This is a genomic window from Bernardetia sp. ABR2-2B (assembly GCF_037126435.1).
Classification (GTDB): Bacteria; Bacteroidota; Bacteroidia; order Cytophagales; family Bernardetiaceae; genus Bernardetia.
In genome coordinates this window covers 3080001-3106674 of sequence record NZ_CP147020.1, presented here as the reverse complement: position 1 = coordinate 3106674, position 26674 = coordinate 3080001, and the positions used below count along the sequence as shown (strand labels likewise).

Sequence of the window (26674 nt, the reverse complement as noted above, 5' to 3'; positions counted from 1 at the left end):
ATTCTACCCATAATATGTGATATAGGTAGAATTTAATTTTTGATATAGATACGATATTAACTTTAGAATAATGGAACAACTACTCCCAAGCGAACAGTATAACTAACCATAGCAAACCCCTCTTGAATTAAGTCAGAACTTGATAAAGGGGCATTTATATCTGCTCCTACTGTGAAAAGAGGTATTTTTCCTATTCCAAAATTAAAACCAACTCCGTAACCGAGCATCATTGAAGGCTTCATAGAGCTTTTATTTTCTTGAGAAACATATCCATCTGATGTATTTCTAAAACGCTCTTGTTCTACCATCAATCTTTGAAGGCGTAGTTGTTGATAAAATCCTACTGGAGCTAAACCACCTTCTCGCTTCAAGTAATTTTTGATTCCAATATAGGTAGTTCGTGTGTTTAATTTGGTTATACTCTCCCCATTAAAGGGATCATATACTGAGGCACGAAAAGAAGTAGAACCTAGAGTAACTCCAAATCTACGAGTAAGAAGATACTCTCCTTCCAAGCTCCACGCAACAGGTAGCTTTACTGAAGATAGGAAACCTCCTTCAATATGATTGTAAGGAAGATAGCTCGTTGATATAGGAATTATGTTTGTATTCAGATAGGCATTCAAGAGAACACGCTTTCCCATATAACCAACAAGCATATTTTTCGAACGCTTATTTTGAGCTTGTAATGAAGAACTGATTATTGTAAGACTAAGAAGTATCAACAAACTACTTACAATATTTTTTATAAAAACATTCATATCTTTTATTTAGATTTTATTTGAGAAAGTTGGAAGAAAATATTTTGTTTCATGTTTGTCTTTCCAAAAGGTTTTCCAGAAACATTATACATAATCAATGGACGTGACCTATCCAAATCATATACTTCTGTTAGGATAATAGCATCATGATTTACAAAAGTCCTATAAATTGTATAAGGAAACATATAGAAAGCTGCGGCAGTAAAAATAAAACCAGCACCACCGTATAAGTAGTATTTACTTGATTCAAAAGGAGCTTTCAAATCTAACATTGCCATACGAACAAAATGCCTTGTTCCGTTTCGCTCTGCCACTTCTTCAATATCTGTGTAATTACTGGTTACAAAGGTGTACATTTCATCTATATCAGGCTGTGCTATGTACCAAGAATTTACAGTAGCCAAATCATTAAAAATAGCAAGTGTAGTTTCCGATTTTTCTAATGCTCTAGGGTCAAGAACAAGCGTATTTAGGTCTAATCTATCAGCACTTTCTTTTATAGATTCGATGGCATACTCTTCTTTATCAATCAATGTTTTGAGAGGAGCAATTTTTCCTTTTTTAACATTCATTTTGAGATAGCGAACATCTGTAATCATTACATCATCAACTCCTAATTTGAAACCGTTATAACGAGCTTTTACTACTCTTTTTCTGTATTCTCGCATACCTTTTCTATTTTCTTTGAAGTCTTCCCATTCTTGATATTCATCAAACTCTTCTTTTGCTACCTTCAAAAACTCATCATAACGAGCATGTTTTGTCATTTGAGTTGTCCATACAGAATCAAAATTATTTGTTATCCTCAAATTTTCTTTCAATAACTCATCGTGATAAATATAAACATCTATCAATAAATCTGTTATGGCTTTTTTTGAATAGAGAGTATCTATTTTTTTATCTAGGTTAGAAAACAAGTATGTAAGAGCAAATATAGTTTTGTCTCTTTCTGTCATTTCTCCTAAAGCAGCGTACCAATTGTTATCTTTCCAATCTGTTTCTGAATAGTCATAATTTGTACTTATTTTTTCTTCTACATTTCCATGTTTGGCTATTCCATAAAGAGCTTTTGCCATAGTTATATCAGTAGAACTATTTTCATTGTACTTATTATTCAGAGCAATAATTTGATAAATAGCATCTATACACCTGTTTTGTACAAGCTGAATTTGGAGTATTTCATAATCAGCTATTTTTTTGATATTCTGAAAACTTTCTTTTGTTGCTGTTATGTATAGCTTATTTTGATTGGTAGTTTCTGTAATTCTCTTAGAAATGTTTTTGATACGTGCTTCTATATTTGGATGAGTAGAAAGTTTTTCGTCTTCATCTTCACTTTCGTATTCTACATCTAATCCAATCCATCTTCCAACAGTTGTGTAAGGAGGAGTGCGTTCTCTAAATAAAGAATCATCAAATTCTTGTATATATTGATTGGTAAAATAAGCTTTTTTGAAGGTTACTTTTTCTAATGTATCTGAGGCATCAAGCATCTCAAAACCACTTACGGAGGCATCTTGGTCGTAGGCAGTTTTACTGAAGAGTTCTAGTCCATAATCATCAGCTTCTATTTCCTGTGTTCTGGAATAATTACTAATATTCAGTCGTGCTGTATAATCTACTTTTTCTCTGTTAGAGTTTTTCCACGTAAACCTACCTGCATTTCTTTGTTCTTCTCTACGATAGGTATATCTATTTACACTATGTTGTTTGACATAATGAGAAATTTCATGTGCTAAAATATAGGCTAGTTGAGCTTCGTTTTCACAATTTGCAATAAGTCCAAGATTCACAAAAATAAACCCGTCTGAAGTAGTAAAAGCATTCACAACAGATGACTTAACTGTATAAATCTGAATTTCTTGGCGCAACGTAGGGTTATCTTTCAAAACAATATCAGCAACACGATTAAGATAACGAGTAACAGTATCTCCAAATACGATTTTGCCACTCCAAAGTAATTGTTTGACAGCATAACCACTAATAACATTGAAGTCATCTAAGTCAGCTTCCGTACGGTTTTCAGAATTGATAGCGTAGTTTTCTTTTACGGTATTGAGGAAAGCAGGTGGTATTTTACCTTCTGATTTTAAGGGTTGGTGTAGATAATCTTGTTGTGCGTAAAGATTTGAAGTATCTACAATCAATACACTAAGTAATAATAATGTAGAGATAAGTAAGATTTGTTTCATTAATAGAAATAAAAAAGGTTGAATAATAAAAGAATTGCAAATCTAGTAAAAAATAATTTATTTCTTTTCTTCCATTTAATAAAGGTTATCACGGTTATTTTTGTATAACAGTCTTCCAGACTGTTGGATAGTATAAAATACTATTTTTTGTGTTCAGACAAGATGTCTGAACTACCTTAATACAAACTGAGATAAGGTTTAATTTATAACCTGCTAATCTTATTTTTTTAGACACAAAAAAACCTTAGCCGTTCCGTTGGCTAAGGTTTTTCTTGCTTTTGCACAAAAGGAGAGGGAAATATTCTCTTTTGTTAAGTCTTTTGTTTTCTAAGTAGGCGACAATTACATGTCTTGTTTTATATAAATGAAAGTGAATGAATATAATTCAATCCACTTTGTAAGTTTTCTATAAAATGGGCTTATCCCATTTCAATTTCTTCTCCATTGGCATTATAAAAATGATGCTGTGTGAGAGCTAAAGAAGAATCTTTTACTAAGGTTACCCATTTGTAATATTTAAAAAACCATTTCATACGTTCAGAAATAAATCCTGCTGTAAAAAACGCATATAAATAAGGGTGCAACGCAATAGTTACTTTCTTCTCATTTTGTTTGCCTAAAATATAGTCTAGCTTATGCGTAATGGCTTCAGCTACACCAATAGATGCCGAAATTTTGCCTGTTCCGTTACACGAAGGACAAATTTCTCTAGTTGCAATGTTAAGTTCAGGACGCACACGCTGACGTGTAATTTGCATCAATCCAAACTTAGATAATGGTAAAATAGTAAATTTAGAACGGTCGGTTTGCATGACTTTTTTCATGTGGTCATACAAAGCACGGCGATTCTCTAATTTTCGCATATCAATAAAGTCAATCACAATAATTCCTCCCATATCACGAAGTTGCAGTTGTCGTGCAACTTCTGCTCCAGCCTCCATATTGACTTTAAGTGCAGTAGTTTCTTGGTCGTTTTCTGAGGACGATTTGTTACCACTATTTACATCTACAACATGTAGAGCTTCTGTATGTTCGATAACTAAATAACCACCACTTGGCAAACTTACTGTTTTTCCAAATAGCAATTTTAGTTGTCTTTCTATACCAAAGGTTTCAAAAATTTTGCCTCTTCCATTGTACATCTTTACGATGCGTTCTTTATCAGGCGCAATTTTGTGAATATACTCCTTTATGGTATCAAACGTACTTGCGTCATCTACTGTAATGCTATCAAAACTCTCATTTAAGAGGTCTCTAAGCATAGAAGTTGCTTTGCTAATTTCTCCAATTACTTTATCTCTAGGCTTTGCCTTAGCAAGATTTGCCATTCCGTCACGCCATTTATCAGAAAGTGTACTCATATCTCTGTCGAGCTCTGCTACATCTTTTCCTTCTGCAACTGTTCTTACAATTACTCCAAAACCTTCTGGTTTGATAGAATCTATAAGACGTTGAAGACGACGGCGTTCGGTTTTGCTAGTAATTTTGCGAGAAATAAGAACACGCTCATCAAAAGGAACTAATACTAAATATCTACCAGCTAATGAAAGCTGACACGACAAACGAGGTCCTTTTGTTGAAATTGGTTCTTTAACTACTTGTACTAACACAAGCTGATTTGGCTTCAAGACATCCCCCATTTTACCGAGCTTATCTATTGGCTTTTCTAGCTTGAAGTTATTGAACTTGTAGTCTTGCTGTCCATTTTTTGGATTATTACTACGTACTTGCTTCGTATATTTTATCAAAGAACTTACATTTGGACCTAAATCCAAATAATGCAAAAATGCATCTTTTTCATATCCAATGTCTATGAAAGCTGCATTCATGCCTGGAACAATACGTCTGACTGTTCCTAAATACATATCTCCTACTGAAAACTGATGATTTCCCTCATCGTGATGAAACTCTACTAAGTTTCTATCTTGCAAAAGCGCAATTCGCCCTCCTTCAGGAGTGGCATTAATTACTAATTCGTTACTCACATTCGTAATTCGATTAGTTGAATAATTCATCTAAACTAACCTGCGCTTTAACTCGGTTAGGAAGATTCTTTGCTTCGTTTATGGCTGTGTTTGCAAAAAACACAAATTTTTAGTTCATAAGAGTTAAGGAGTAAAATTAAATAAGACACTAATTTTAAAACACAAATTATTGATATTCAATTCATTGTATTCGTAATCCGTAATTCATAATCCGTAATTATTCATTATAAAGTGTTTGCTACATTTTGCCACAAACGCTTTTCAATACCAAAAGCAGATACGTTTATTTTCAGAAAACCTGATAGAATAAATGTGTCTGCTTTTGTAGAGAGTGTCAGTTATTTTTTCTTATGACGATTTTTACGAAGACGTTTTTTACGTTTGTGAGTAGCAATCTTGTGTCTTTTACGTTTTTTTCCGCAAGGCATAATGTTATTGATTTAAATGATTAAAATAATTTTGAAATATGATTACTAATAAACTTTTATGGTTTATTATATAAGTCAAATAATATATAGATTTGATTTGGCTGATTTTGTTAGACTAGACAAATTATAATAAATTATAAATTTAGCTTCATAACTTTCATCTTTGCCTATCTTTTTAAGTTAAGTATGTCCTTTCAAGTATCTAAATAGACATTTGAATGAAACTCCTTAAACACCAAATCCTTGAGGGTGTAGATTTGAGAAATTAATATACCCAAAAAAGAAGAATAAAGCAATTTTCAATGAATTTGCTTACTCCACACCTAATTTTGGCAAAGATACTATAAATAGTACAAAAATCATACTATTAATGAAAATTTGTCCTATTTGGTTGAGAATCGCTCGTGAGGACACGAGCAATGGTCAATTTGTCATTCAAAATGAAAAATCATTTTGTAATAAAAAGAGTAAATCATAAAAACTACCGTTGCTCGTGTCCCCCACGAGCGACCATTCTCTATAATCCTTTTAAATACTCTTTAGCTGCTTCTTTCAAAGCTGGGTCAGTTGCATTATCAAAAACAAACTCTAATTGTTTTTTAGCTTTTTCTTTTGCTCCTGTTTCTTTATAGCTTACTCCTAAGTACAAGTGTGCAGAAACATCATCTGGTGTTAGTTCAACTAATTTCTCAAAGCGAGTAACAGCCTTATCATACTGACCAGACTGAACAGAGAGTAAACCTAAGTTTTCAGTAGCTTTGATATGATTAGGATTTTCTTCCAAAACCTCTCTAAGCATCGCAATTCCTTGCATTGGATTGGTGGTAGTTACATATGTCATGGCAAGTTGTGCCTTTACATCTGTATTCTTTGGGTCTTCCTTCAAAACAAGCTCATAATATCTTTTCGCTTTCGAAGAAGCTGCACTTGCTTTTTTTGGATTGATTGCAAAAACAGAAGCTTCATAATACGCATCAGCTGCTGCAAGATTATGCCCTAAAGTTGGGTTTTCATCTGCTTCGATAGCCAAATAATAAGCTGCACTATCAAAAAGGCTGATTTTTTTTAGGCTTTCGACAAAATTCTCTAGGGCTTGGTGCTTATCATTATGATTTGAGTTTTGTCTATTAGCCACTTCAAAATAAAGTGTACGAGCCGAATTTAGCAATGCTTTGTCTTCTTCTGAAACAGTCATTAAATGCTGTGTAGCACCGTCTTGAGTTTCTTCTGAAGAAAAATCAGAATTACTATGGTCGTGTCCATCATCTTCACTATGTCCGTCAGGAATAGTATTTTCAGATTCTCTGTTAAGGGAAGAAGAAGTCGAAACGATACCTTTATCACGATTTGCAGAAGCATCAGCATCATTTTTGACTACACCCTTAGGTAAAAACGCCAAAAGAGCAACTAATCCAACTCCTGCTGCAATAAGTGAATACTGTTTGATTTGCATAACTTGAAAACAATGGTGAATGATTAATGATGAATGGTAAATTATGAATATAATACACTAAAACAGATTATTATTAAAATAGGTTTTCTTAAAAACAGATACTTCAATATTAAACTATGATTTAATGAAATTCCATAATTTACCATTTATAATTCATAATTATATTTAAGCTGTTGCTTTCATTCTTCTATCAGACTCTTCTAATTCTACTTCTGCAAGTAATTTTTCACTTGTTTTTACAGCTTCTACAAATGTTTTGGCTGGTTTGAAACTAGGAACAAAATGAGGTTCGATAACCATTGGCTTTTTGGCTGCAATATCACGAGCTACTTTTCTAGCTCTTTTTTTATTGACAAAACTTCCGAATCCACGAACATAAATGTTCTCTCCGTCTGCCATGTTGTCTTTTACTACGTTGAAAAATTCTTCTACGATATTTTGAACGTCTAATTTATCTTTTTCTGTACGATTAACGATTTCGGCAATAAGATCTGCTTTAGTCACTGTGGTTTTTTTTTAGGTTAAAAGAATGAATTTTAAATAAATTGATAAATCAGTCTTTCAAATGAATCATCAAGAATAAAATTCAATAAGCTAGGATAGATAAAAATTAAAACGATTAAATTTTTTGTTTTTATCTTCACACAAAATATAAATTTACAATTTTGTTATTTTTCCTAATTTTGTTATTTATTTGTATTCCAAATCAGAATTAAACTATAAAATGACTTTTTAGAATCATAATTAAAGAAAACTAATCTCTTCATTTTCAGATTGTTGTAAGACTGTTTGGGACTGCAAAGGTACTTTTGTAATTTGAATTTAGCAAGTAAAATTGTATTAAAAATCTGCTTTTATGATAAGATTATACTTTGAACTGAGTTCTTTACAATCAAAATAGTATTCTTTATCTATTTTTATTACAAATTTTGAACTGTTTTTAGCTGTAAAAACAGTTTGAAAATTAATTCCATACTATTAAAACGCTAAATTACTGAAAATGAATCAATTAACAAGTTTTTTTATTAAAAAAATAATCTAACAGGATATATTAAAAGTTAATTTTTGTATTTGATTTTATATTTTCAATTGAAAATAGTATTTCTAATTGAAGATTTTGATAGTATTACTATAAACTTTTAGTAGGTTGTAGAGTTATACCTTTTGGAAGGTTTTTTTTCGTACAACACAATTTTTATATGAAAAATATAATAAATAAAATAAAGTGGGCAGGTGGGTTACTATTCGTATTTTTTTTGATTTTGGCAACTAACCTACTTGATAGAAGACATATCGAAGGTATAAGAAATTCGGTTTCTACGATGTATGAAGATAGATTACTTGTAAAAAACCTAATCTATAATATTTCTACACTCACAGAAGAAAAAAGGATTGCATTTTTACTTTCAAATAGTGATTTCTATACTAATAAAAGCACTATTATAAATGATTCTATTTATACTTTATTAGATGAATTTTCTAATACTAACCTTACTTATAATGAAAAGAAATATTTAGAAAGATTACGCAATGACTTTGAAAAAATAGAAATAATAGAAAAACAACCTTTAAATGATAGTAGCATTATCAACAATACTGAGTGGAGAAATAAAATGGAAACCCAATTATCTTATCTACGAAAAAATTTAGATAAATTGGCTATTATTCAAGTTGAAGAAGGAAAAAGAGAATTGTATAGGGTAAATAGAGCTTTTAGCACAATAGACTTATTTACAAACATAGAAATTATGTTTCTCATTGTGATTGGCATCATCATTCAAATAATTATTCTTTATCCTACAAAAAAACAAAAGTAATAGTTTGGTTAGAATTTAACTCTTTATCTTAGTTAAAAACTCCTTCAAATCTTCAATTTTAGAAGAAATCGAAACCACTTGCTTTTCTTTTCTCAATGCTTCTTCCAAAAATGGAGGCATTTCTAATTCTATATCAAAGATGGTTTGTTTGACTACTTCATAATATTTGGCTGGGTGAGCTGTGGCAAGAAAAATTCCTACTTCACTCTCTGGAGTAAGATAATTTTTGAGAGCAGCATAAGCAACCGTAGAATGTGGGTCAGCTAAATAATTATAGCCTTCGTAGAGATCTTTAAGCGTATTTTTTGTTCTTCGGTCGGTTAGTCTATACCCTGCAATATCTGCACAAAAACGAGTATAAGAATGATTGTAGAGGGTAAGCAAACGTTTAAAATTAACAGGATTTCCTGTATCCATCGACGTCGAAATAGTACGAATTGCAGGGCGTGGCTCAAAACTCCCATTAAGCAAATACTGTGGAACAACGTCATTAATATTAGTGGCAGCAATAAAACGACTAATACGAAGCCCCATTTTTTTGGCTATAATTCCTGCTGTCAAATTCCCAAAATTTCCACTTGGAATAGAAAAAATAGCTGTTCGTTTTTCTCCTTTCAGCTGTGCAACTGCCCAAAAATAATACAAACATTGAGCTAAAAGACGAGCAACATTATAAGAGTTAGCTGTCGTAACCTGTATTTTTTGATTTAACTCTTTATCCATTATAGCTTCCTTTACAAGTCTTTGACAGTCTTCAAAAGTTCCATCAACCTCTAAAGCTGTGATGTTTTCTCCCCATGTGTTGAGCTGTTTTTCTTGCAACAAACTCAATTTGTTTTTTGGGTAAAGAATACAAACTTTCATTCCTTTTCTTTTGAAGAATGCACTTGCTGCTGCGCTTCCTGTATCACCTGTAGTAGCTACCAAAACAGTTATCTCTTTACTTTTTTTCTCTTTTTCTAAAAAATAACTCATCAGTTCTGCTAAAAAGCGCATTCCGACATCTTTAAAAGAAAGAGTTTCGCCATGAAAAAGCTCTAATGAATAAACTTCTTTTTCATAAATTTCTACTAACGGAATCTCAAAGTCAAAGGTATTTTCAATTATTCTTTCTACATCTTGTTCTGGAATTTCATCTTCAAAAAGATTCAAACAGACTTTCAAACAAATTTCTTTAAAAGAAAAAGTATGAAGATTTGCTAAAAATTCTTTGGATAAAGGCTTTATATTTTCAGGAAGCAAAAGTCCACCCTTTACGCTAAATGTTTGAAATAATGCATCACGTAGTGAGCCAACTTGTGTATCTCCGTTTGTACTAGAATAATTCATTAAGAATGATAAAGAAAAGACTAAGAATAAGATTTTGATAAAAATAAAAAATCATTTTGCCAAAACCTATATTAACAGCAAGTTATTTTTTTTGAAATAAAAAAAGGCTGTACTAATTGTAAGCCTTCTTTATAAAATCAATTACTTCTTTACTCTAATTGTCTTTACTATCAAAATTAAACCTCATCAATCTTATTTTCTATACCATCAAATATCTAATTAGATAAATTAACATTGAGAATTTGTTTTTGTTGTAGTAAAGGTTCACAATATATTTTAGTAAACAGTTTTAAACTTCAATTCTAATAAATGGTTTCAATTAGACAAAGACAAGATAACATCTTTTTGCAAACGAGTTAGAATAACGTCATTTGTTTTTTGAGCAATCACTTTTTCAAAGAATTTATTTATACACCATTTGAATTTTCCTTTCAATGTCATTTCTGACAAGTCTTCATCTAAACTACAAGCAAAAGATATTTCTTTAGCAATAGAATACACCTTCTTCAAATCCATTTTTGCAGAAATACCAGTAAGATGAGTATCAATACTTAATGCTGAGGTATAAACTTGATACCAGTTTGCAGCTATCTGAATCTCTGCAAACGTAAGTCTGTCATAAAGAGCTTGTTTGTGTTCTGCAAAAAACATTTGATTTTCTAATTTTTGAGCATGTAAAAAGACATTATATTTGCTTTCTTTTTTGTCTTCTTCATATTCAAACTCTTCTATTCTCATAGAAACATAGTCTTCAATAATTTGCGCATCTAAATAGTAATCATCATAGATAGTTGTAGTAGTTTGAGGTTCGTCTCCACAAATATTTTGAGATAAAATATGTAAAATTCTGAAATTAGTAGATTTATAATGATTCATTTTTGTCAGAAACTCTTCTGTAAATAATTCATTATTTTCTTGACTTTCAGATTGATACCATTTTTTCTCTAAATTAAAATACTCAATGGCATTGTCTAATATCTCGTCCATTAAAGGGGAATAAAAACTGCTTTTTGATATAAACTGCCAAGATTTAGAAGATTTAATGGCTTCTTTTGTCAGTACAGAAACTTTTTCATTTTTATCTTCATTGATATTATCAACATTAATTATCATCGTTTCGACGGTAAGTAATAAAGGGAAACATTCCCAAAACTGCTCTAAAGTCCAATTATGTAGTTTGAAATAAATATGATACGAGCAAATTACATTTCTTAATGCCCTGTTTATTGTATCTGGAGCAACTGAATTTATTTCAAAAACATCTTGTTTTTGAGTTGATTGAACTTGAACAGTTGCTTTACTTGCCTTCTTTGTATAACTAAAATTAGGAACATCAGACACAAAACTTTCTAACCAACTTCTCATTTTAGGATTAGAAACTCTACTTTCATTTTCAATAGAAGAAAGTAATACATCACATTTTTGATATAAATCTGTTATTTTATGTAATGTATAATCCAAACTTTTTGAGTCTTCTAAATAGCTCATAAGTTCATTTTTCTCTTCATTTGTTATCCCTTCTTTTCCTAATAAGAAGGCAATTTTTTCAGCATATTGAGGGAAGTTAGTAACACAATGAATAACAGGAAAAGAATATTTACCTTCTTCAAAATCTGAGGCAAATGTTCCTTTTTTGATAAAATACTCTTCTGACATCAAATCCATATAATCATCTTTGATTTGATATAATTTTCCTACAAAATCAGCAAAATCTAGAATATCATTTTTCAATTGTTTGGACAATGTTTTTTTACTCAAACTTGCCAAACACATAGAAAATACTCTAAAAAAACTACCTGTTTTGTTACCCACCATATCCATATATTTTTCTTCTGTCGGACACAGTTTTGTTTCTCGGTAATATACATCATCTGATTGACCTATATGCGCTCTAGTTGTTTCTTCCAAATAATGTAACAAGCAATCTGAACCTAAATTAACATAAGTAGATAATAAAACTTGGAAATAAGTAGAATAAGCTGCACACAAAGTTTGATTGATTCCAAAAAGTTCATGGGCTGTTTTGTCATTTCTACGAACTGTTGTATTATCCATAGTATCATCTATCAATAAGCTACAATTATGAAGAACTTGTCCTGTTTCCATCAGATGAATAAGTTCATCATAAGGAACATCGTACCAATTATTTAACGCAGTAGCAAACTTAGCTCTATTCATTGAACCTTGTTGTTTGGCTACATGCAATAGAGGTTTAAATATAGGATTGTCAATATCGACGTAAGAAGACAAACTTTCTGGAAACTGCTTAGATTTATGTTCTACAAGTTTCAAACTCACATTTGCCCAAAATTGCACTCTGTTTGCTAATTCATCTTTTATGGTGTCTTCTTTTACATTTGTCTGTGTTACTAGAAGTTGAATTATATCACTACCCAAAGAAGGAAGTTTGTCTAAAAGATGCTTTAAAGTATCTACAACACTTGTGAATAATGTATCAATATTACGAAGATTACTTCCTTCAAAATCAATATAAGGAAGAAGTGCATTTGTTAATTCTTCTACTTGTTCATTACTCAAATAATCTAGTATATGCGATTTATCATAATCATATAAAATCTCATCTATTTTTATGAAAGGTGTAAATATTTGAGGTGTTTTTGAGTGTTTTTCTGTAAATATTTCAGCAAAACCTTTATTATTAATTTGCAAGATTTCATTGGCTGCACGTCTTCCAGATTCGTTAGCCGATTCCATTGTAGCTAAATAGGCTGATGTTTTGGCAAAATCTCCAGCAATAAAAAGATTTTCTAATTCACTTTTTGCATTTGGTCTTGCTTCCCAATGATTGACCACATTCATAAATAGAGGCGTTTCATTAGTCGCAGAATTATCTCCTGTCAAATGTATAGCTGGGTCAATGGTATAATCAACTAAGCATTTCTCAATATTTTCAAAACTTTCTTTATAGTCTTTAGGACAGTAAGTTTTGAGTTGATAAATCAATTCTTGAACTATTTCTTCTAAAGTACATTCTTTTGCTGTTTTTTGTATAAAATTTCCTTCTAAATCCCAGTCTGCAATAATTAAGGAAAGATTCAATTCAATATTATTTTTATCTAAATACTCTTGCCTAGCTTGTTCTGACCAATAATTAGATTGAGAAATTCCTGTAATATTCCAAGGAGAGTTTGAAAGAGCAAAATGCCCATTAGGAAAAGGCATATTTTTACTCAAATAAAATACAATTCCTGCTTGCCAACCCGATTTGAGTTTTGTTAAATAATTAAATTTCTCATTTTTGTTTTTTTGACTAATTACTTTTTCTAAGTCCAAATGAGGAATTGCACTAATATAATAGTCAGCATAAATTTCTTTTTTTTCATTTCTTATCAAAATTGAAGAACTATCAATAGAATTATCACTTCTATTGAGTGATACTAAAGTGGTTGCGAACTCAAATTTTACTCCCAAAGAAGATAAGTGATTTTGCTAATGGTCAAATAAGGCATCATTAGTAGGAGCATTTAATATCCCTAGACCATTATTTGTAAAAAAGCGATTTAAAGTATGTGCAAGTGCTTTAACACTTGCTTCTGTTGAATGTACAGAAGCTGTTGCTTTTGGAGTATTTTGGAAAAAACGAATCATCTCTTTTGATTCTGTTCCACGAAGATTCGAAGTAATATAAGAATCCCAAGTAGTTTGTTCGAATTCTTCTTCATGTCTTTTTTGAGATGAAAGCATTGCTTTAAGCCAAGCTATTGGAGGTTTTGTTGGGTTAGGATGAGATTCTATAAATGAAAATGTAAAGTCATCAACTTGAATCTCTCCAACATCTACCAAATTATCATAAACTGTTTTATTGTCTTTCGTAGGAATTCTTTTTAAAGTATCATGAAAGTTTTCGTACCAATGAAGAAAAAAACGAAAACCGTGTTCACCTGCATATTGCATAGTAGGATTTAAATTTCCATTAAGCAAGAAACTACGAGCTTTTCCTCCTAAAATCTCATTTTTTTCATAAACTGTAATGTCAAAACCTTTTTCTACTAATTCGTGTGCTGCAGTAAGACCTGCAATTCCTCCACCAAAAATGGCTACTTTCTTAGACATATTGATTTTTAAATTTAAAATAGGATTATATATTTTATCAACTCAAAGCAAAGTATTTACTTGATAATGAACTGATAGCACAAAGGTAAGGAAAGTTACCTTTAATTATAAAAAATATATAATTGGAACAATACAGAGCCATTAAACTACTATTTCTTACTAATTTTTCTTTCTTTCAACATTAAATTAATTTCATTTACTTAAATTGTTTTCAAAACAATAAAAATAAATAGAGAGTTAGCAAGACATTAAAAAAAATAAAAACTATTCTTAAAATTATATGTCTAGTAAAAAACAAATTTCTATCTTTTGGTTTCGCCGAGATTTACGTCTTGATGATAATGCTGGTTTGTATCATGCCTTACATTCAGATTTTGCAGTCTTGCCCTTGTTTATTTATGATACAGATATTTTGAACCAACTAGAAGACAAAGATGATGCACGTCTGACAATGATTTATAGATATTTGAATAAAATAAAAGAAGAGTTAGAAGATAAAAAAATAGGCAGTTCGCTTTGCGTAAAAATAGGAAAGCCTCTAGAAGTTTATAAAGAATTACTTGAAAATTATGACATAAAAGAAGTATATACCAATCATGATTATGAACCCTATGCTAAAATCAGAGATGAAAATGTAGAGCAATTTTTATCAGAGAAAAACATTAAATTCAAGACTTTTAAAGACCAAGTGATTTTTGAAAAAGATGATGTTTTGAAAGACGATGGCGAACCTTATGTAGTTTATACGCCATATAGTAAGAAATGGAAAGGTGCTTTGAAAGAAGAACATTTAGAAAGCTATTCTACTGAAAAATATTTTGATAATTTTTATAAAACTAAACACCTAAACTTTCCAACCTACAAAGAAATTGGATTTGAAGCTAATACAAACCCTCATATTCCGTCTGATGATTTTCCTAAAGAAATCATTAAAAACTATGAAGATACAAGAGACTTTCCAGCAAAAGAAGGAACAAGTAGATTGAGTCCACATTTGCGTTTCGGAACTATTAGCATCAGAAAGTTAGCACGATTAGCCAAAGAAACCAACGAAAAATACTTTAACGAACTCATTTGGAGAGAGTTTTATATGAGTATCCTGTATCATTATCCAAAAGTAGTCGATGCTGCTTTTCGTTCAAAATATGATAAAATTCCGTGGAGAAATAATCAAGAAGAATTTGAAAAGTGGTGTGAAGGAAAAACAGGTTATCCGATGGTAGATGCAGGAATGCGTCAGCTCAATGAAACTGGTTTTATGCACAATCGTGTCAGAATGGTAGCAGCTAGTTTTCTGACTAAGCACTTACTCATTGATTGGCGATGGGGAGAAGCTTATTTTGCTAGAAAACTATTAGATTACGAACTCTCATCAAATAACGGAGGTTGGCAATGGGCAGCAGGAAGTGGCGTAGATGCTGCACCTTATTTTCGTATTTTTAATCCAGAATCTCAACTCAAAAAATTTGATAAAAATCAAAAATACATTCGCACGTGGATAAAAGAATATGATACCAAAGATTATCCAAAACCAATTGTAGAACACAAAGCAGCACGAGAAAGAGCTTTATCAACCTACAAAAAAGCACTCAATGATTAGAATATAATCTCCATTTTTGCTTAAATTACAACAGCTTCAAAACTAATTTAGAGACAAGAGTAATAATAAAAACATGAAAATTCTCCACACAGCAGACTGGCATTTAGGAAAAAAATTAGGCGACTTTCCTCGTTTGGAAGAGCAGAAAGAAGTTTTAGACGAGCTTTGTCAGATTGCTGATACCCAAAATGTTGATGTGATTCTGATAGCTGGAGATTTATTTGATATTCCTTTACCCTCTAATGAAGCTAATCAATTATTCTTAAAAACGCTTCAACGACTTTCTAAAAATGGTTCTCGTCCTGTCGTGGCGATTGCAGGAAATCACGACTCTGCTCAATATATTGCTAATTTTAGTGTTTGGGGAAGTGAATTAGGGATTTTTCTATTAGGTTATCCAAATGATAAGCTGCCTAAAGTAAAGTTAGATAACGGATTAGAAATTTTAAGAAGTGAGGAAGGCTTTTTAGAGCTTATGATGCCTTCATGGGAATGTCCGTTACGCCTTTTGCTGACTCCTTATGCAAATGAATTACGCCTAAAAACTTATTTTAGTTTGGATAATCAAGAGCAAGAACTAAGAGATTTTTTGCAAGACCTTTGGCAAAAACAAGCTGAAAGTTATCTTGATGATAATGGAATTAATATCTTGATGGGACATTTATTTGTCATGAAAAAAGGCGAAAAACAGCCCAAAGAATCAGATGACGAAAAGTCTATTTTGGTTGGTTCGGCACAGCCTATTTATACAGAAAATTTTCCTAAAACTGTTCAGTATGTAGCCTTAGGGCATTTGCATCGTTATCATTCTACTCAAAAAGAGCCTTTTCCGATTGTTTATAGTGGAAGTCTGTTAGCATATAGTTTTTCGGAAGCCTTTCAGAAAAAGTATGTTGTTATTTTAGATGCAAAAGCAAAAGAACCTATAAAATATGAAAAAATAGAATTAACTGATTGTAAAGAGTTGAAACGCAAAACATTTTCAGAAGTAGAAAAAGCAATAGAATGGCTAAATGAAGACCAAGCTAGTACAAAGCCATCTCTTGTAGAGCTTACCATTGAAACAGATGACTTTCTTTCTGCTGCCGATGCTCAACTTTTATATGCTGCTCATAAAGGTATTTTAGGAACAATTATTCCAAGAATAAAAGGAAAAAATAATGACACTGATACTGAAATGGACTACTCTAGGAATATTAGTGGTTTATTTGTAGATTTTTTTAAAAAACAAAACAACGGACAAGAACCAAATCAAGAAATTATGCAGCTTTTTGAGGAAGTTCGAAATGAAGAGAGTAAGTAGAAAAACGACTTATATTTTTCTAAACAAAAAAAGCATATTCTAAAAAAATAGAATATGCTTTTTTCGATTACAATTTGATTGAATCAATTACTTTTTTCTGTAAGGTTTACTTGTAAGGCGCACCACTTGTCTTGTTTGCAGCACCTTCTACATTTCCTTTAAAAGAAATAGTAGTTTGTCCACCTTCAATATTTGCTTTTACAGTAGCTGTTTTGTTTTGCGCTCCTACTTTTCCAGCAGAGTTGAAGCTAAGAGAGATTGTTCCTTCTCCACCTGGTGCAACTGGCTCTTTCGTAAAGTCAGAAGCTGTACAACCACAAGAAGGCTGAACACCTGTTAGGATAAGAGGAGTTTCACCTATGTTTTTGAATTTAAAAACGTGTTCTACTACTTCGCCTTCTTTGATATTTCCGAAGTCGTGTACTGTCTTTTCAAATTCAATACGAGCTAGATTTGCAGCTACTTCTGTATTTGCTACTTCTGTTGCAACATTAGTAGCATCATCTGTTACTGTATTTGTGATTTCTGTACTTGCATTTGTTTCGTCTGTACTTGCTTCGCTAGATTTTTCTCCAGAACAAGCTACAAAAAAACTACTCATTCCTAAAATAAGGAACGTTCCAATAATTTTGTTCATTTTCATAATATGATTGATGTTTTTGATGGAATAATTTTTATAATTGGTTATGCAAAGATACTACAAATTATTTTTGTCTAAATAAAATTAAATAAAGTACAAGTAAAATTTTATATTTTTTAATCAAAGTATCTTTTAAATTACTGTTGCGTACGAATTTGAGAGATAAGTGCATCAATTTCAGAGCGCAAATCTTCCGTACGTTCTCTTACTTCTTCAATTACTTTTTTACCTTCTTCTTGTGCGTCTTTCGAAAAAACACTTTCGTTGGTAGAGTTTATTTTATCTAAAAGAGTATTTACTCTATCACGAGTACGATAAAGACGATAATTGAGACGACTACGAGTATTTTTTCCTTTGTCTGGAGCATATAAAATCCCAAAAAATGTTCCAATAGCTGCTGCACTAACTACGCCAGCAAGCAATCCGATGTGAGATGGTTTCATAATAATATTATTTTTTATAGGTAATTGAAAATAAGAGTAAAATCAATTGCCTTAATTTAAGTTTGTGTTTTAGTAAGTATTGTTATTTTATTTCTAACGTATTTTGTGATGTATTAGTTTAACAAAAAACATATTTTAGCTTATAATGAAGCTTATTTTTAGGTTTCTATTGGTTATCTAAAAGTCCACGTCCACTTTTCTTAATTTTACCTTCACTAAGTAAATACTCAGAAAGCGTATCCAAAATACCGTTCACAAACTCTTTGCTTTTTGGAGTGCTATAATTTTTGGCAAGTTCTACGTATTCATTTATTGATACTTTTACAGGAATACTTGGGCAATGTAGCATCTCACTAATCGCCATTTTCAAAATCAAAGTATCTGTCATGGCAACTCTATTGATGTCCCAATTTTTGAGTCGTTCGCTAATAAGTTGTTCGTTTTCTAAACTTTCATTAACTGTATTCTGAAAAAGCTCTTCAAAAAATTCTTTATCGTCTTCCCAGTTACGAGAAAGTAAATATAACTCTACAGGAGTATTATTCACAACGTTCTCTTCTTCTATATTCTTTACTGTCTTTAGAAGCATATTACGAAGAACGCTACGGTTTTCTGACCAATAAATATCATTTTCATCAAAATATCCATCTAAGACCTCATTTTTCATGATAAAATCTCTTGTCAGAGTTATCATAAATTCTTTATCTTCTAAAAACGTAGGTTGTTTTATAGCTAAATATTTTTTGTAAAACTCTTCTTCTTTAAGAATTTGAAACCAATGTTTTATTGTTGAAGTTGCCCAATTTGAGCCTACTAAGAGTTCTTGTAATTCTTTATGTCCTATTAGATGCTTTATTAAAGCATTATTTGTAAAATGAAGTTCTGAATCAAAGACTACTTCATTAGAATACTGCCTTGCCTTACGAGAATTATAGTCAGCTTCTGAATGGTCAGCCAAAGCCATAAGAAGTTTGAGGAGTTTGAGATAATCATCGTGGATTCCCTCTGTTTTCTTTATCATTTCCTGTTTTTGCAAACGTCTTTCTTTTTGGATTTGAGTATTATACATACGCATAGCCTCACTAACAGCCAAATCTACATCACCGTGTTCGCTTTGAGCTTCTAACGTTTCATTTCTGTAGTTTGCTTCAAAAATCTCTTTTCCTAATTTTCTTTTTTGAGCTACTTCTTCGGCTGTCGGAATGACCATCGAATTGAGATTAGGTTCAAATTTTTGATGGATATAATCCAATGCTAATTGATAATTGGAACGTTGAGCTTGCTCTAAAGCATACAAAGCCTGCATAGTTTTCAGGCGTAGAATACGACGATTTAACATTTTTGTATAAAAGTATCAAAAGGAGTGAGGAAAAAGAATAGCCATTTGCTATTCCTATCATTTGTCTTTGTCTATTTTTCGGTTTCTGTTAGTTTATTTTATACCGTTGTTGGTTGAATAACAACGGCATAAATAATCTATTGATGTACAAAAGTACAAAAAATGTTTGAGTAGAGATGAGTTAGCCAAAATATTTTATTACTCTACTTTTTATTTTTATTGAACAGGAATAGTCTGATTGATGATTGGTAAAACAGCATTATGCAAATAAGTACCTCTCAAGAAAGAAAATAATGAACCACGAGTAGTAGAAATTGCTGTTTCATTAAGATCTAAAATAAAATCTGTTGGAAGATTGAGCTTTTGATTGGCTGAATCTACATGACTTGCTAAACCTTCTATTTTATAAACTGTATTAGTTTTGAACTTAGCGAGTGTATTTTTCTTGTCATTTGTATAAATAGCAACACTCGTAACTACTATAAGAATGTTATCATCTGTATTCCAACGATGCTCTAAATTAACATCAAATTGAAAAATAATTTCTTTTGGCAGGTTTTGAGTAGGTGCAATTAGATTAGCTTCTAAAACTTCTAGGGCTACAATTCTGTATTCCATAATATGTGTTTTTGATTCGTTGATAAAAAAAATATTTTACAAAACTACTCGTTTTCTGTTTCCTATAAAAATAGCAACAACTAAAAATCTGAATTTTGATTATTTTTAATGAATAAACTCTTTATAAAGAATAAAGAAAGCAATTACTAAGACCATATAACCAAAAACCTGTTTGAGCTTTGCAGCAGGAACATATTTACAAAAATGAGTTCCTAAAAGAATTCCTACAATTGTGAAACTGGTAAAAGGAAGCAAAAAACGCCAATCTATTTCATGCTGTTGCCAATCTCCCAAAAAACCTAAAAGTGAATTAATAGAAATAATAAAAAGTGAGGTTGCAATTGCTTCTTTCATCGGAACACGAGCCAAAAACACTAAGGAGGGAACAATCAAAAACCCACCTCCTGCACCTACCAAACCAGCAATAAGACCAACCAAAAGTGCATCTAAAATCAAAACAGGAACATTCAATGATTTATCAGAAACAGCTTTTGGAACGTGATTTTGTTCTTGCTGTTTTGCTCCTTTTCGAATCATTATGGTAGAAGAAATGAGCATTACAATAGCAAAAAAGACAACAATAGCTGCATTTTTGGTAAGAATGAAATAATCAAAACTCAAAAAAGGGTCAGGTAAAGCAGGAACAATATATGCCCGAGTAAGATAGACCATAATTAAAGAAGGCGCACCAAAAATAAGAGCAATTTTTAGATTGACTAAACCCTGCTGAAAGTACCTGTACGCACCCACAAGGGCAGCAGCACCCACCACAAAGAGTGAATAACCTGTTGCAATAACGGCTTCAATATTCAAAATATAAACAAAAATAGGAACAGCTAAAATTGAACCTCCTCCACCTAACAAACCCATTGTAAAACCAACTACGATTGCAATCAAAAAACCTAAAACTTCTTCCATCTTTCACTAAAATTATTTTTTTTCTTATTTTTTATTGTACTTTTTTTATAAAAATACTTATTTTACTTGTTTATGAATAGGCAATTTAACTAATTCAAAATTAATTCTTACACAAACAAAAAACATCTAATCTATGAACACCACAGAAAAGCTAAATGAAAAAGATGAATATCGTCTTACCTTTTCCTATTCACAAGAACAAGTTAATAAATTTGCTGAAGTAACAGGCGATAATAATCCTTTGCATCTCAATGAAGAATATGCAGCAACAACTATGTTTAAACGTCCGATTATGCATGGATTTTTGGGAGCAAGTGTTTTCTCAAAAATTTTCGGAACACTCTTTCCTGGGGAGGGAACAATTTATATGAATCAAACAATGAATTTTATGCGTCCAATGTTTGTAGATACAGATTATGAAGCTGTTATGACAATTACAGAAATTAGCAGAGAAAAAAACCGTGCAAAAGTGCAGACACAAGTCATTGATAAGACGACTAGAAAAGTTACGATTAATGGAGAAGCGACCGTGATTAATCAGAATAGACTATAAAATGGAAAATATTAGTAGGTCAGAGACAAGTCATTTGACCTACTAAATAATTATAATATCTATTTTTCTACTGCAAATTTCTTTTTCAGATTGATTAACATTTCCTTTGTAGTGCTTTCCATATCGTACTCGTGTTTCCAGTTCCAATCTTTTCTAGCTATATCGTCATTTACTTGGTCTGACCACGAATCAGCAATAGATTGTCTAAGTTTATCTATTTCATAACTAATTTCTAAGTTAGGAACATGCTTTTTGATTTCATCATATAACTCTTTTGGAGTACAATCAAAAGCATTTAGATTATATCCTTCGTGTGTCGATAGATTTTCTTTTGGTGCTTCCATAAGCTCTAACGTTGCACGAACAGCATCAGGAATATACATCATCGGAAGGCGAGTGTTTTCTTCCAAAAAGCAGTTAAAATGTTCTCCATCAACAGCTTTATAGAAAATATCAACAGCATAATCTGTCGTTCCTCCCCCTGGAGGTGTTTTGTAGCTAATCAACCCAGGATAGCGTAGTGAACGAACATCTACATTATATTTATTGTGATAATATTCGCACCATTGTTCTCCTGCTCGTTTGCTAATTCCATAAATTGTAGCAGGATTCATTGAAGTGTATTGAGGTGCAGGTGATGGGGTAGAAGTTCCAAAAACAGCAATCGAACTAGGGTAATAAACTTTCTTTAGTTTTTCATAATGTGCCACTTCCAAGACATTCAGAAGCCCATTCATATTTATATTCCACGTCATCTTTGGATTTTCTTCGCCTTTTGCTGAAAGAATTGCAGCCAAATGATAAATCTGTGTAACCTTATATTTTTTGACTATTGAGAGTAGTGCATCGCCATCTAAGACATCAAGCATTTCGAAAATAGAAGTTTCTTCTTTCGGTTTTCGTATATCTGAACCAATAATAGCATCTTCTCCATATTTTTGTTGTAAGGCAGCTGAAAGCTCTGTTCCTAATTGCCCATTTGCACCAATTATAAGTATTTTTTCCATTGTGTGTTAGTTTATTTCTTTTGATTCGAACAAGAATTTATAAGAATAAAACTTCAAATTATCAATATTAGAACTTTTACAAATTAAAAGATGAGCAAAGTTTCATTCTATGAAAAAGTCATTTTTTCCGTAGAGCTAATCTTTCAAATCCAATTTCGTAGTCCTGTAATGTATTATTCGTAATTTTTAATTCGCAATTCGTAATCGTTTATATGTTGTTTGGTTTATTTTTATACAAATTAGGCTAATAAAAAATGAATTACAAAACAAAAAGACTTTCCCAGTAAATAGGAAAGTCTTTTTAAGTTTTTTTGGAAAACTATTATTGAATTTCTTGAAGTGTAATAAAATCTCTTTGATAATTTTCAGTCAGAATAGCTGATTTTCCCATTATATTATTTATCGCTTCAAAATCAATTTGATTTGGAGACGAAAAAAAACTATTCAAATCTACTCTCAAAACTATTTTTTTATCTTTTTTTGTATCCAAAAATCCTTTTTCATCAACTGTATCAAGATTAAAACTTATCTTTTTATAGCTTGGATTCAGTCCAATATGAAAAACAAGAGGAATAGAGGAAGTCAAATCAGAAGAGTTATTATAATATTTTCCTTCCATTACAACAAACTTATAGCCTGTATTCCAATCCCACGCCATACTATTGCTAATATCCAGATCTCCAGTATTGTCCAATGAAGTATTTTTGATAGAATCTACTCCAATGAAAAAATTCAGTTTGTTATATCCTCCTTTTTGCACTAAAATTTCTCTCTCAAAAATATTCTTTTCTCTATCTGCTGAAAACAAATAATAAGAGTCTTCTACCTTGAATATTTTATTTGTAGAAGCTGATTCAAGCTCAAAATTGCTTAAATAGAATTTAAAATTCTCTAATAAATACTTTTGTCCTAAATCGTTTTGATATTCTTGTAATAATTTTAAATGCTCATTTCCTACAAGAAACTCTACTTCTAAAGTTATTTTTTCCGTTTCGTCTTGCTTTTTAGCTTCATTAGTAGAACAAGAAACATAAAAGAAAAAAAGTAAAAAGTAGTAAAATAAATTTTTCATGTTTTTTTGTTATGCTTCTTTCTTTTTTGCTCTATACTTGTCTAATGTTTGTTGAGCTGTATCTTTAATTTTATTCTGAACAAAGGAAGTCCAACCCAAAAGCTTTCCAGACATTCCTAGAGCCATTCCTGCCCATTTCCATAAATCAAAATCATCAGTATGACGAACAATTTTTCCGTTTTCAAACTCAAAATTTGCTTTTATTTTATTATGAACAGTATTTCCTGTTTTGCTAAATGGATAAATTGCTTCCCAGTTTGCTGAACCTTTGTTTCCTATTACCTCTACATTCGAAAAAGAAACCTTCAAATCAGTTGCACTTCCTAAGAGCATTCTCCACATATCTCTAGCTTCTTCTCCTTTCAAATTTTTGAAAACAGGGTCATTAAAAACAATATCATCAGTATAACAATTTGCCATTTTTTCTGCATCTTTATTGATAAAAGCAGTATAAAAATCAGTAATTAATTGTTCTTTTTCTTCTTTAGAGTTCATAGTTGGTAATAACGTTGTTATAAAGATTCAGAAAACCCATATATATATTTTAATTGTATTAAAACGCAAATAAAGTAATACCAATAGTTATTGGGCTTCCTCCATTGCAGTCGCAATCTAGCTTATCTTTTTGGAATAAAGAATTAAATCCATAATATCCAAACAAATAAAAACTGCCATAACCAATACGAGCCAAAGCACCATAACGCACCTTCGACACATGAAAATTATTCTTTGTCTTATCTATAAAATTAGCTCCATCATCTTTATACCTTATTTTTGTTGCTCCAGAAACAGGGATTCCAAACTTTCCACCAAGAGCAAAACGAAGTCCTTTTTTAGTTGGATTAGGAATATAATGAAACTCCAAAGGAATATCTATATAGGTTACCGAAAATTTACTTTTTCTAATCTCATCTTGCTCTAGCTCATAAAACTGTACTTTATCTTCTCCCAATACATTTTTTCCTCTAAAAAGACTTACATCATCTTTAAACATATAATTATCCACAGCAAGTGAAACTCCAGGTAAAAACTTTACATTCGTACCCAAATCTATATTTCCTAAATACGATAAATTAACTGACCACGAACCCCAAACTTTCAAATCCATTGGGTCAGGCGCATTAAGTAAAGAGCTTGCACCAAAATCAAAAATAAAATAACCTGGAATTACCTCATCTCTAGTATTGATTATATTTTTATCCTTGTCAATACGCATATCTTGTGCAAACAAAGAAGAGGTGAAAAACAGCAGGAAAAGAAAACAAGCAGAAAATTTATTCATAACTAATAGAAATTGAGAAATATAAAACAGAGTTGAAAAGCAATACAAGATAAAAAAATAATCATATTACAGTCAATAACTCAATCTAAGTAGGATAGTTTTCAGTTCTTTATCTATCTCATAGGTATCACTTGGTAAGTCTGCCAAAAGCAAAAAAGCGATGTAATAGTTTTAGCAAAAAACCCAAAAAAAGCCTTCATAACTAATGTTACAAAGGCTTTATTTTATTTTTGTTTCCAACACAAATACATTCACTTTATTAATCCTGTATCTGTCCATATAATGACGGGCGATGACCTACTCTCCCACGAATAGCGCAGTACCATCGGCGCAATAGGGCTTAACGGCTCTGTTCGGAATGGAAAGACGTGTACCCCTATGCTATAATCACCCTTTATCTTAAGTAAAGATTTACTCTTGTAAATCTTTAGCAATTTCTTAAAAAGTTCTTTAACAAAATAAGATGTATAGTACATTCTAAAAACTATGATTCTCTGTTTGCATATCAGAAAACCTACACTAACAAAAGACTACTGAAAAATTAGTATTGCTCAGCTCCACTTATTTCTAAGCGTCCACCTGCAACCTATCTACGTCATCATCTTTAACGTTTCTTAAGGGAAATCTCATCTTGAAGTCAGTTTCGCACTTAGATGCTTTCAGTGCTTATCTGTTCCAAACGTAGCTACTCAGCAATGCAGTTAGCACCACAACTGATACACTAGAGGTTTGTCCAACTCGGTCCTCTCGTACTAAAGTCAGATCTTCGCAAATTTCCTACGCCCACAGCAGATAGAGACCGAACTGTCTCACGACGTTCTGAACCCAGCTCGCGTGCCACTTTAATGGGCGAACAGCCCAACCCTTGGGACCTTCTCCAGCCCCAGGATGTGACGAGCCGACATCGAGGTGCCAAACCTCCCCGTCGATATGAGCTCTTGGGGGAGATCAGCCTGTTATCCCCGGAGTACCTTTTATCCTTTGAGCGACGGCCTTTCCACACAGAACCGCCGGATCACTATGCCCTACTTTCGTACCTGCTCGACCTGTTTGTCTTGCAGTCAAGCTTCCTTATGCCATTACACGCTACATACGATTACCAACCGTATTGAGGAAACCTTGGGAAGCCTCCGTTACACTTTCGGAGGCGACCACCCCAGTCAAACTACCCACCACGCACCGTCCCTTTTGCAAGGTTAGATGACAAATACAGAAAGGGTGGTATTTCAACAATGACTCCATCACGCCTAGCGACGCAACTTCAAAGTCTCCCACCTATCCTACACATTCTGTATTCAACAACTATGCGAAGCTATAGTAAAGGTTCACGGGGTCTTTTCGTCCCGCTGCGGGTAATCGGCATCTTCACCGATACTTCAATTTCACCGGAATCATGGTTGAGACAGTGTCCAAGTCGTTACACCATTCGTGCAGGTCGGAACTTACCCGACAAGGAATTTCGCTACCTTAGGACCGTTATAGTTACGGCCGCCGTTTACTTGGGCTTCGATTCAAACCTTTGGGTTACCCCTAAGCTCCCCTCTTAACCTTCAAGCACCGGGCAGGTGTCAGGCATTATACTTCATCTTACGATTTCGCAATGCCCTGTGTTTTTGTTAAACAGTCGCTTGGACCTTTTTATTGCAGCCGCTTATATCGCTATAAGACGGCACCCCTTCTCCCGAAGTTACAGGGTAAATTTGCCTAGTTCCTTAACCATGAATCTTCCGAGCGCCTCAGGATTCTCTCCTTGACTACCTGTGTCGGTTTGCGGTACGGGCTACTTAAATTAACGCTAACGAGGATTTTCTTGGAAGCTGTTATGTAGATTATCAACGCCCCCGAAGGTTTGTCGTACTA

The 26674-nt window shown here is 32.1% G+C and carries 21 protein-coding genes and 2 rRNA genes (1 of these 23 running past the window's edge); 4 read left to right on the top strand and 19 right to left on the bottom strand.

What is annotated here, in order from left to right; translation table 11 throughout:
* Nucleotides 1–62 precede the first annotated feature (62 nt).
* The 5 genes from WAF17_RS13240 to WAF17_RS13220 all read right to left on the bottom strand — a co-directional run bounded on the left by WAF17_RS13240 (nt 63) and on the right by WAF17_RS13220 (nt 7323).
* Nucleotides 63–761 carry a hypothetical protein gene (locus WAF17_RS13240; RefSeq protein WP_338760250.1) on the bottom strand — a complete coding sequence of 233 codons (699 nt, stop codon included), beginning with the start codon at nt 759–761 and terminating at the stop codon, nt 63–65.
* Between the two features lie 5 nt (nt 762–766).
* Entirely contained in the window at nt 767–2953 is a 2187-nt protein-coding gene (locus tag WAF17_RS13235; RefSeq protein WP_338760247.1) for a M48 family metallopeptidase, read from the bottom strand.
* 419 nt (nt 2954–3372) lie between these two features.
* Nucleotides 3373–4938 carry an Rne/Rng family ribonuclease gene (locus WAF17_RS13230; RefSeq protein WP_338770188.1) on the bottom strand — a complete coding sequence of 522 codons (1566 nt, stop codon included), beginning with the start codon at nt 4936–4938 and terminating at the stop codon, nt 3373–3375.
* A 945-nt stretch (nt 4939–5883) separates the two neighbouring features.
* A complete protein-coding gene (locus WAF17_RS13225) occupies nt 5884–6819 on the bottom strand; it encodes a tetratricopeptide repeat protein (protein ID WP_338760244.1) in 936 nt (311 codons plus the stop codon).
* Nucleotides 6820–6984: 165 nt separating this feature from the next.
* Nucleotides 6985–7323, bottom strand: a complete 339-nt coding sequence (locus WAF17_RS13220) for an HU family DNA-binding protein (RefSeq protein WP_338760241.1) — start codon at nt 7321–7323, stop codon at nt 6985–6987.
* Nucleotides 7324–8018: 695 nt separating this feature from the next.
* On the opposite strand from WAF17_RS13220, the gene WAF17_RS13215 reads away from it, so the two are divergent.
* Complete coding sequence (locus WAF17_RS13215) at nt 8019–8636, top strand: hypothetical protein (RefSeq protein ID WP_338760238.1); 618 nt, start codon at nt 8019–8021, stop codon at nt 8634–8636.
* A 15-nt stretch (nt 8637–8651) separates the two neighbouring features.
* On the opposite strand, the gene thrC is transcribed toward WAF17_RS13215, so the two are convergent.
* The 3 genes from thrC to WAF17_RS13200 form a co-directional block, all read right to left on the bottom strand.
* Nucleotides 8652–9965, bottom strand: coding sequence for a threonine synthase (gene thrC / locus WAF17_RS13210; RefSeq protein ID WP_338760233.1), 1314 nt, complete (start codon nt 9963–9965; stop codon nt 8652–8654).
* Nucleotides 9966–10280: 315 nt separating this feature from the next.
* Nucleotides 10281–13397, bottom strand: a complete 3117-nt coding sequence (locus WAF17_RS13205) for a polyprenyl synthetase family protein (protein ID WP_338760230.1) — start codon at nt 13395–13397, stop codon at nt 10281–10283.
* 18 nt (nt 13398–13415) lie between these two features.
* Nucleotides 13416–14039: an oleate hydratase gene (locus tag WAF17_RS13200; RefSeq protein WP_338760228.1), complete on the bottom strand. Its 624-nt coding sequence runs from the start codon at nt 14037–14039 to the stop codon at nt 13416–13418.
* A 280-nt stretch (nt 14040–14319) separates the two neighbouring features.
* On the opposite strand from WAF17_RS13200, the gene WAF17_RS13195 reads away from it, so the two are divergent.
* Nucleotides 14320–15639 carry a deoxyribodipyrimidine photo-lyase gene (locus WAF17_RS13195; RefSeq protein ID WP_338760226.1) on the top strand — a complete coding sequence of 440 codons (1320 nt, stop codon included), beginning with the start codon at nt 14320–14322 and terminating at the stop codon, nt 15637–15639.
* Between the two features lie 73 nt (nt 15640–15712).
* Nucleotides 15713–16942: an exonuclease subunit SbcD gene (gene sbcD / locus WAF17_RS13190; RefSeq protein WP_338760224.1), complete on the top strand. Its 1230-nt coding sequence runs from the start codon at nt 15713–15715 to the stop codon at nt 16940–16942.
* 106 nt (nt 16943–17048) lie between these two features.
* Here sbcD and WAF17_RS13185 read toward each other — a convergent pair whose 3' ends face one another.
* The 5 genes from WAF17_RS13185 to WAF17_RS13165 all read right to left on the bottom strand — a co-directional run bounded on the left by WAF17_RS13185 (nt 17049) and on the right by WAF17_RS13165 (nt 20900).
* On the bottom strand, nt 17049–17579 hold the full coding sequence (locus WAF17_RS13185; RefSeq protein WP_338760222.1) for a DUF1573 domain-containing protein: 531 nt from the start codon (nt 17577–17579) through the stop codon (nt 17049–17051).
* Between the two features lie 140 nt (nt 17580–17719).
* A complete protein-coding gene (locus WAF17_RS13180; RefSeq protein ID WP_338760220.1) occupies nt 17720–18025 on the bottom strand; it encodes a YtxH domain-containing protein in 306 nt (101 codons plus the stop codon).
* A 166-nt stretch (nt 18026–18191) separates the two neighbouring features.
* Complete coding sequence (gene nusB / locus WAF17_RS13175) at nt 18192–19364, bottom strand: transcription antitermination factor NusB (RefSeq protein ID WP_338760217.1); 1173 nt, start codon at nt 19362–19364, stop codon at nt 18192–18194.
* 216 nt (nt 19365–19580) lie between these two features.
* On the bottom strand, nt 19581–19982 hold the full coding sequence (locus WAF17_RS13170; protein ID WP_338760214.1) for a hypothetical protein: 402 nt from the start codon (nt 19980–19982) through the stop codon (nt 19581–19583).
* 105 nt (nt 19983–20087) lie between these two features.
* A complete protein-coding gene (locus WAF17_RS13165) occupies nt 20088–20900 on the bottom strand; it encodes a sulfite exporter TauE/SafE family protein (RefSeq protein WP_338760211.1) in 813 nt (270 codons plus the stop codon).
* Nucleotides 20901–21033: 133 nt separating this feature from the next.
* Here WAF17_RS13165 and WAF17_RS13160 point away from each other — a divergent pair, with 133 nt between their 5' ends.
* On the top strand, nt 21034–21453 hold the full coding sequence (locus tag WAF17_RS13160) for a MaoC family dehydratase (RefSeq protein WP_338760208.1): 420 nt from the start codon (nt 21034–21036) through the stop codon (nt 21451–21453).
* 59 nt (nt 21454–21512) lie between these two features.
* Here WAF17_RS13160 and WAF17_RS13155 read toward each other — a convergent pair whose 3' ends face one another.
* The 6 genes from WAF17_RS13155 to WAF17_RS13130 all read right to left on the bottom strand — a co-directional run.
* The gene (locus WAF17_RS13155; RefSeq protein ID WP_338760205.1) at nt 21513–22460 is read right to left on the bottom strand and encodes an NAD-dependent epimerase/dehydratase family protein; all 948 of its coding nucleotides are present in this window, start codon (nt 22458–22460) and stop codon (nt 21513–21515) included.
* A gap of 322 nt (nt 22461–22782) precedes the next feature.
* Nucleotides 22783–23532, bottom strand: a complete 750-nt coding sequence (locus WAF17_RS13150) for an MbnP family protein (protein ID WP_338760202.1) — start codon at nt 23530–23532, stop codon at nt 22783–22785.
* Nucleotides 23533–23541: 9 nt separating this feature from the next.
* Nucleotides 23542–24027: a nuclear transport factor 2 family protein gene (locus WAF17_RS13145; RefSeq protein ID WP_338760198.1), complete on the bottom strand. Its 486-nt coding sequence runs from the start codon at nt 24025–24027 to the stop codon at nt 23542–23544.
* Between the two features lie 58 nt (nt 24028–24085).
* Nucleotides 24086–24814 (bottom strand): outer membrane beta-barrel protein, encoded by a 729-nt coding sequence (locus tag WAF17_RS13140; protein WP_338760195.1) that lies wholly within the window; start codon nt 24812–24814, stop codon nt 24086–24088.
* 284 nt (nt 24815–25098) lie between these two features.
* Nucleotides 25099–25209 (bottom strand): 5S ribosomal RNA (gene rrf / locus WAF17_RS13135).
* Between the two features lie 125 nt (nt 25210–25334).
* A 23S ribosomal RNA gene (locus WAF17_RS13130) occupies nt 25335–26674 on the bottom strand (it continues 1546 nt past the right edge of the window).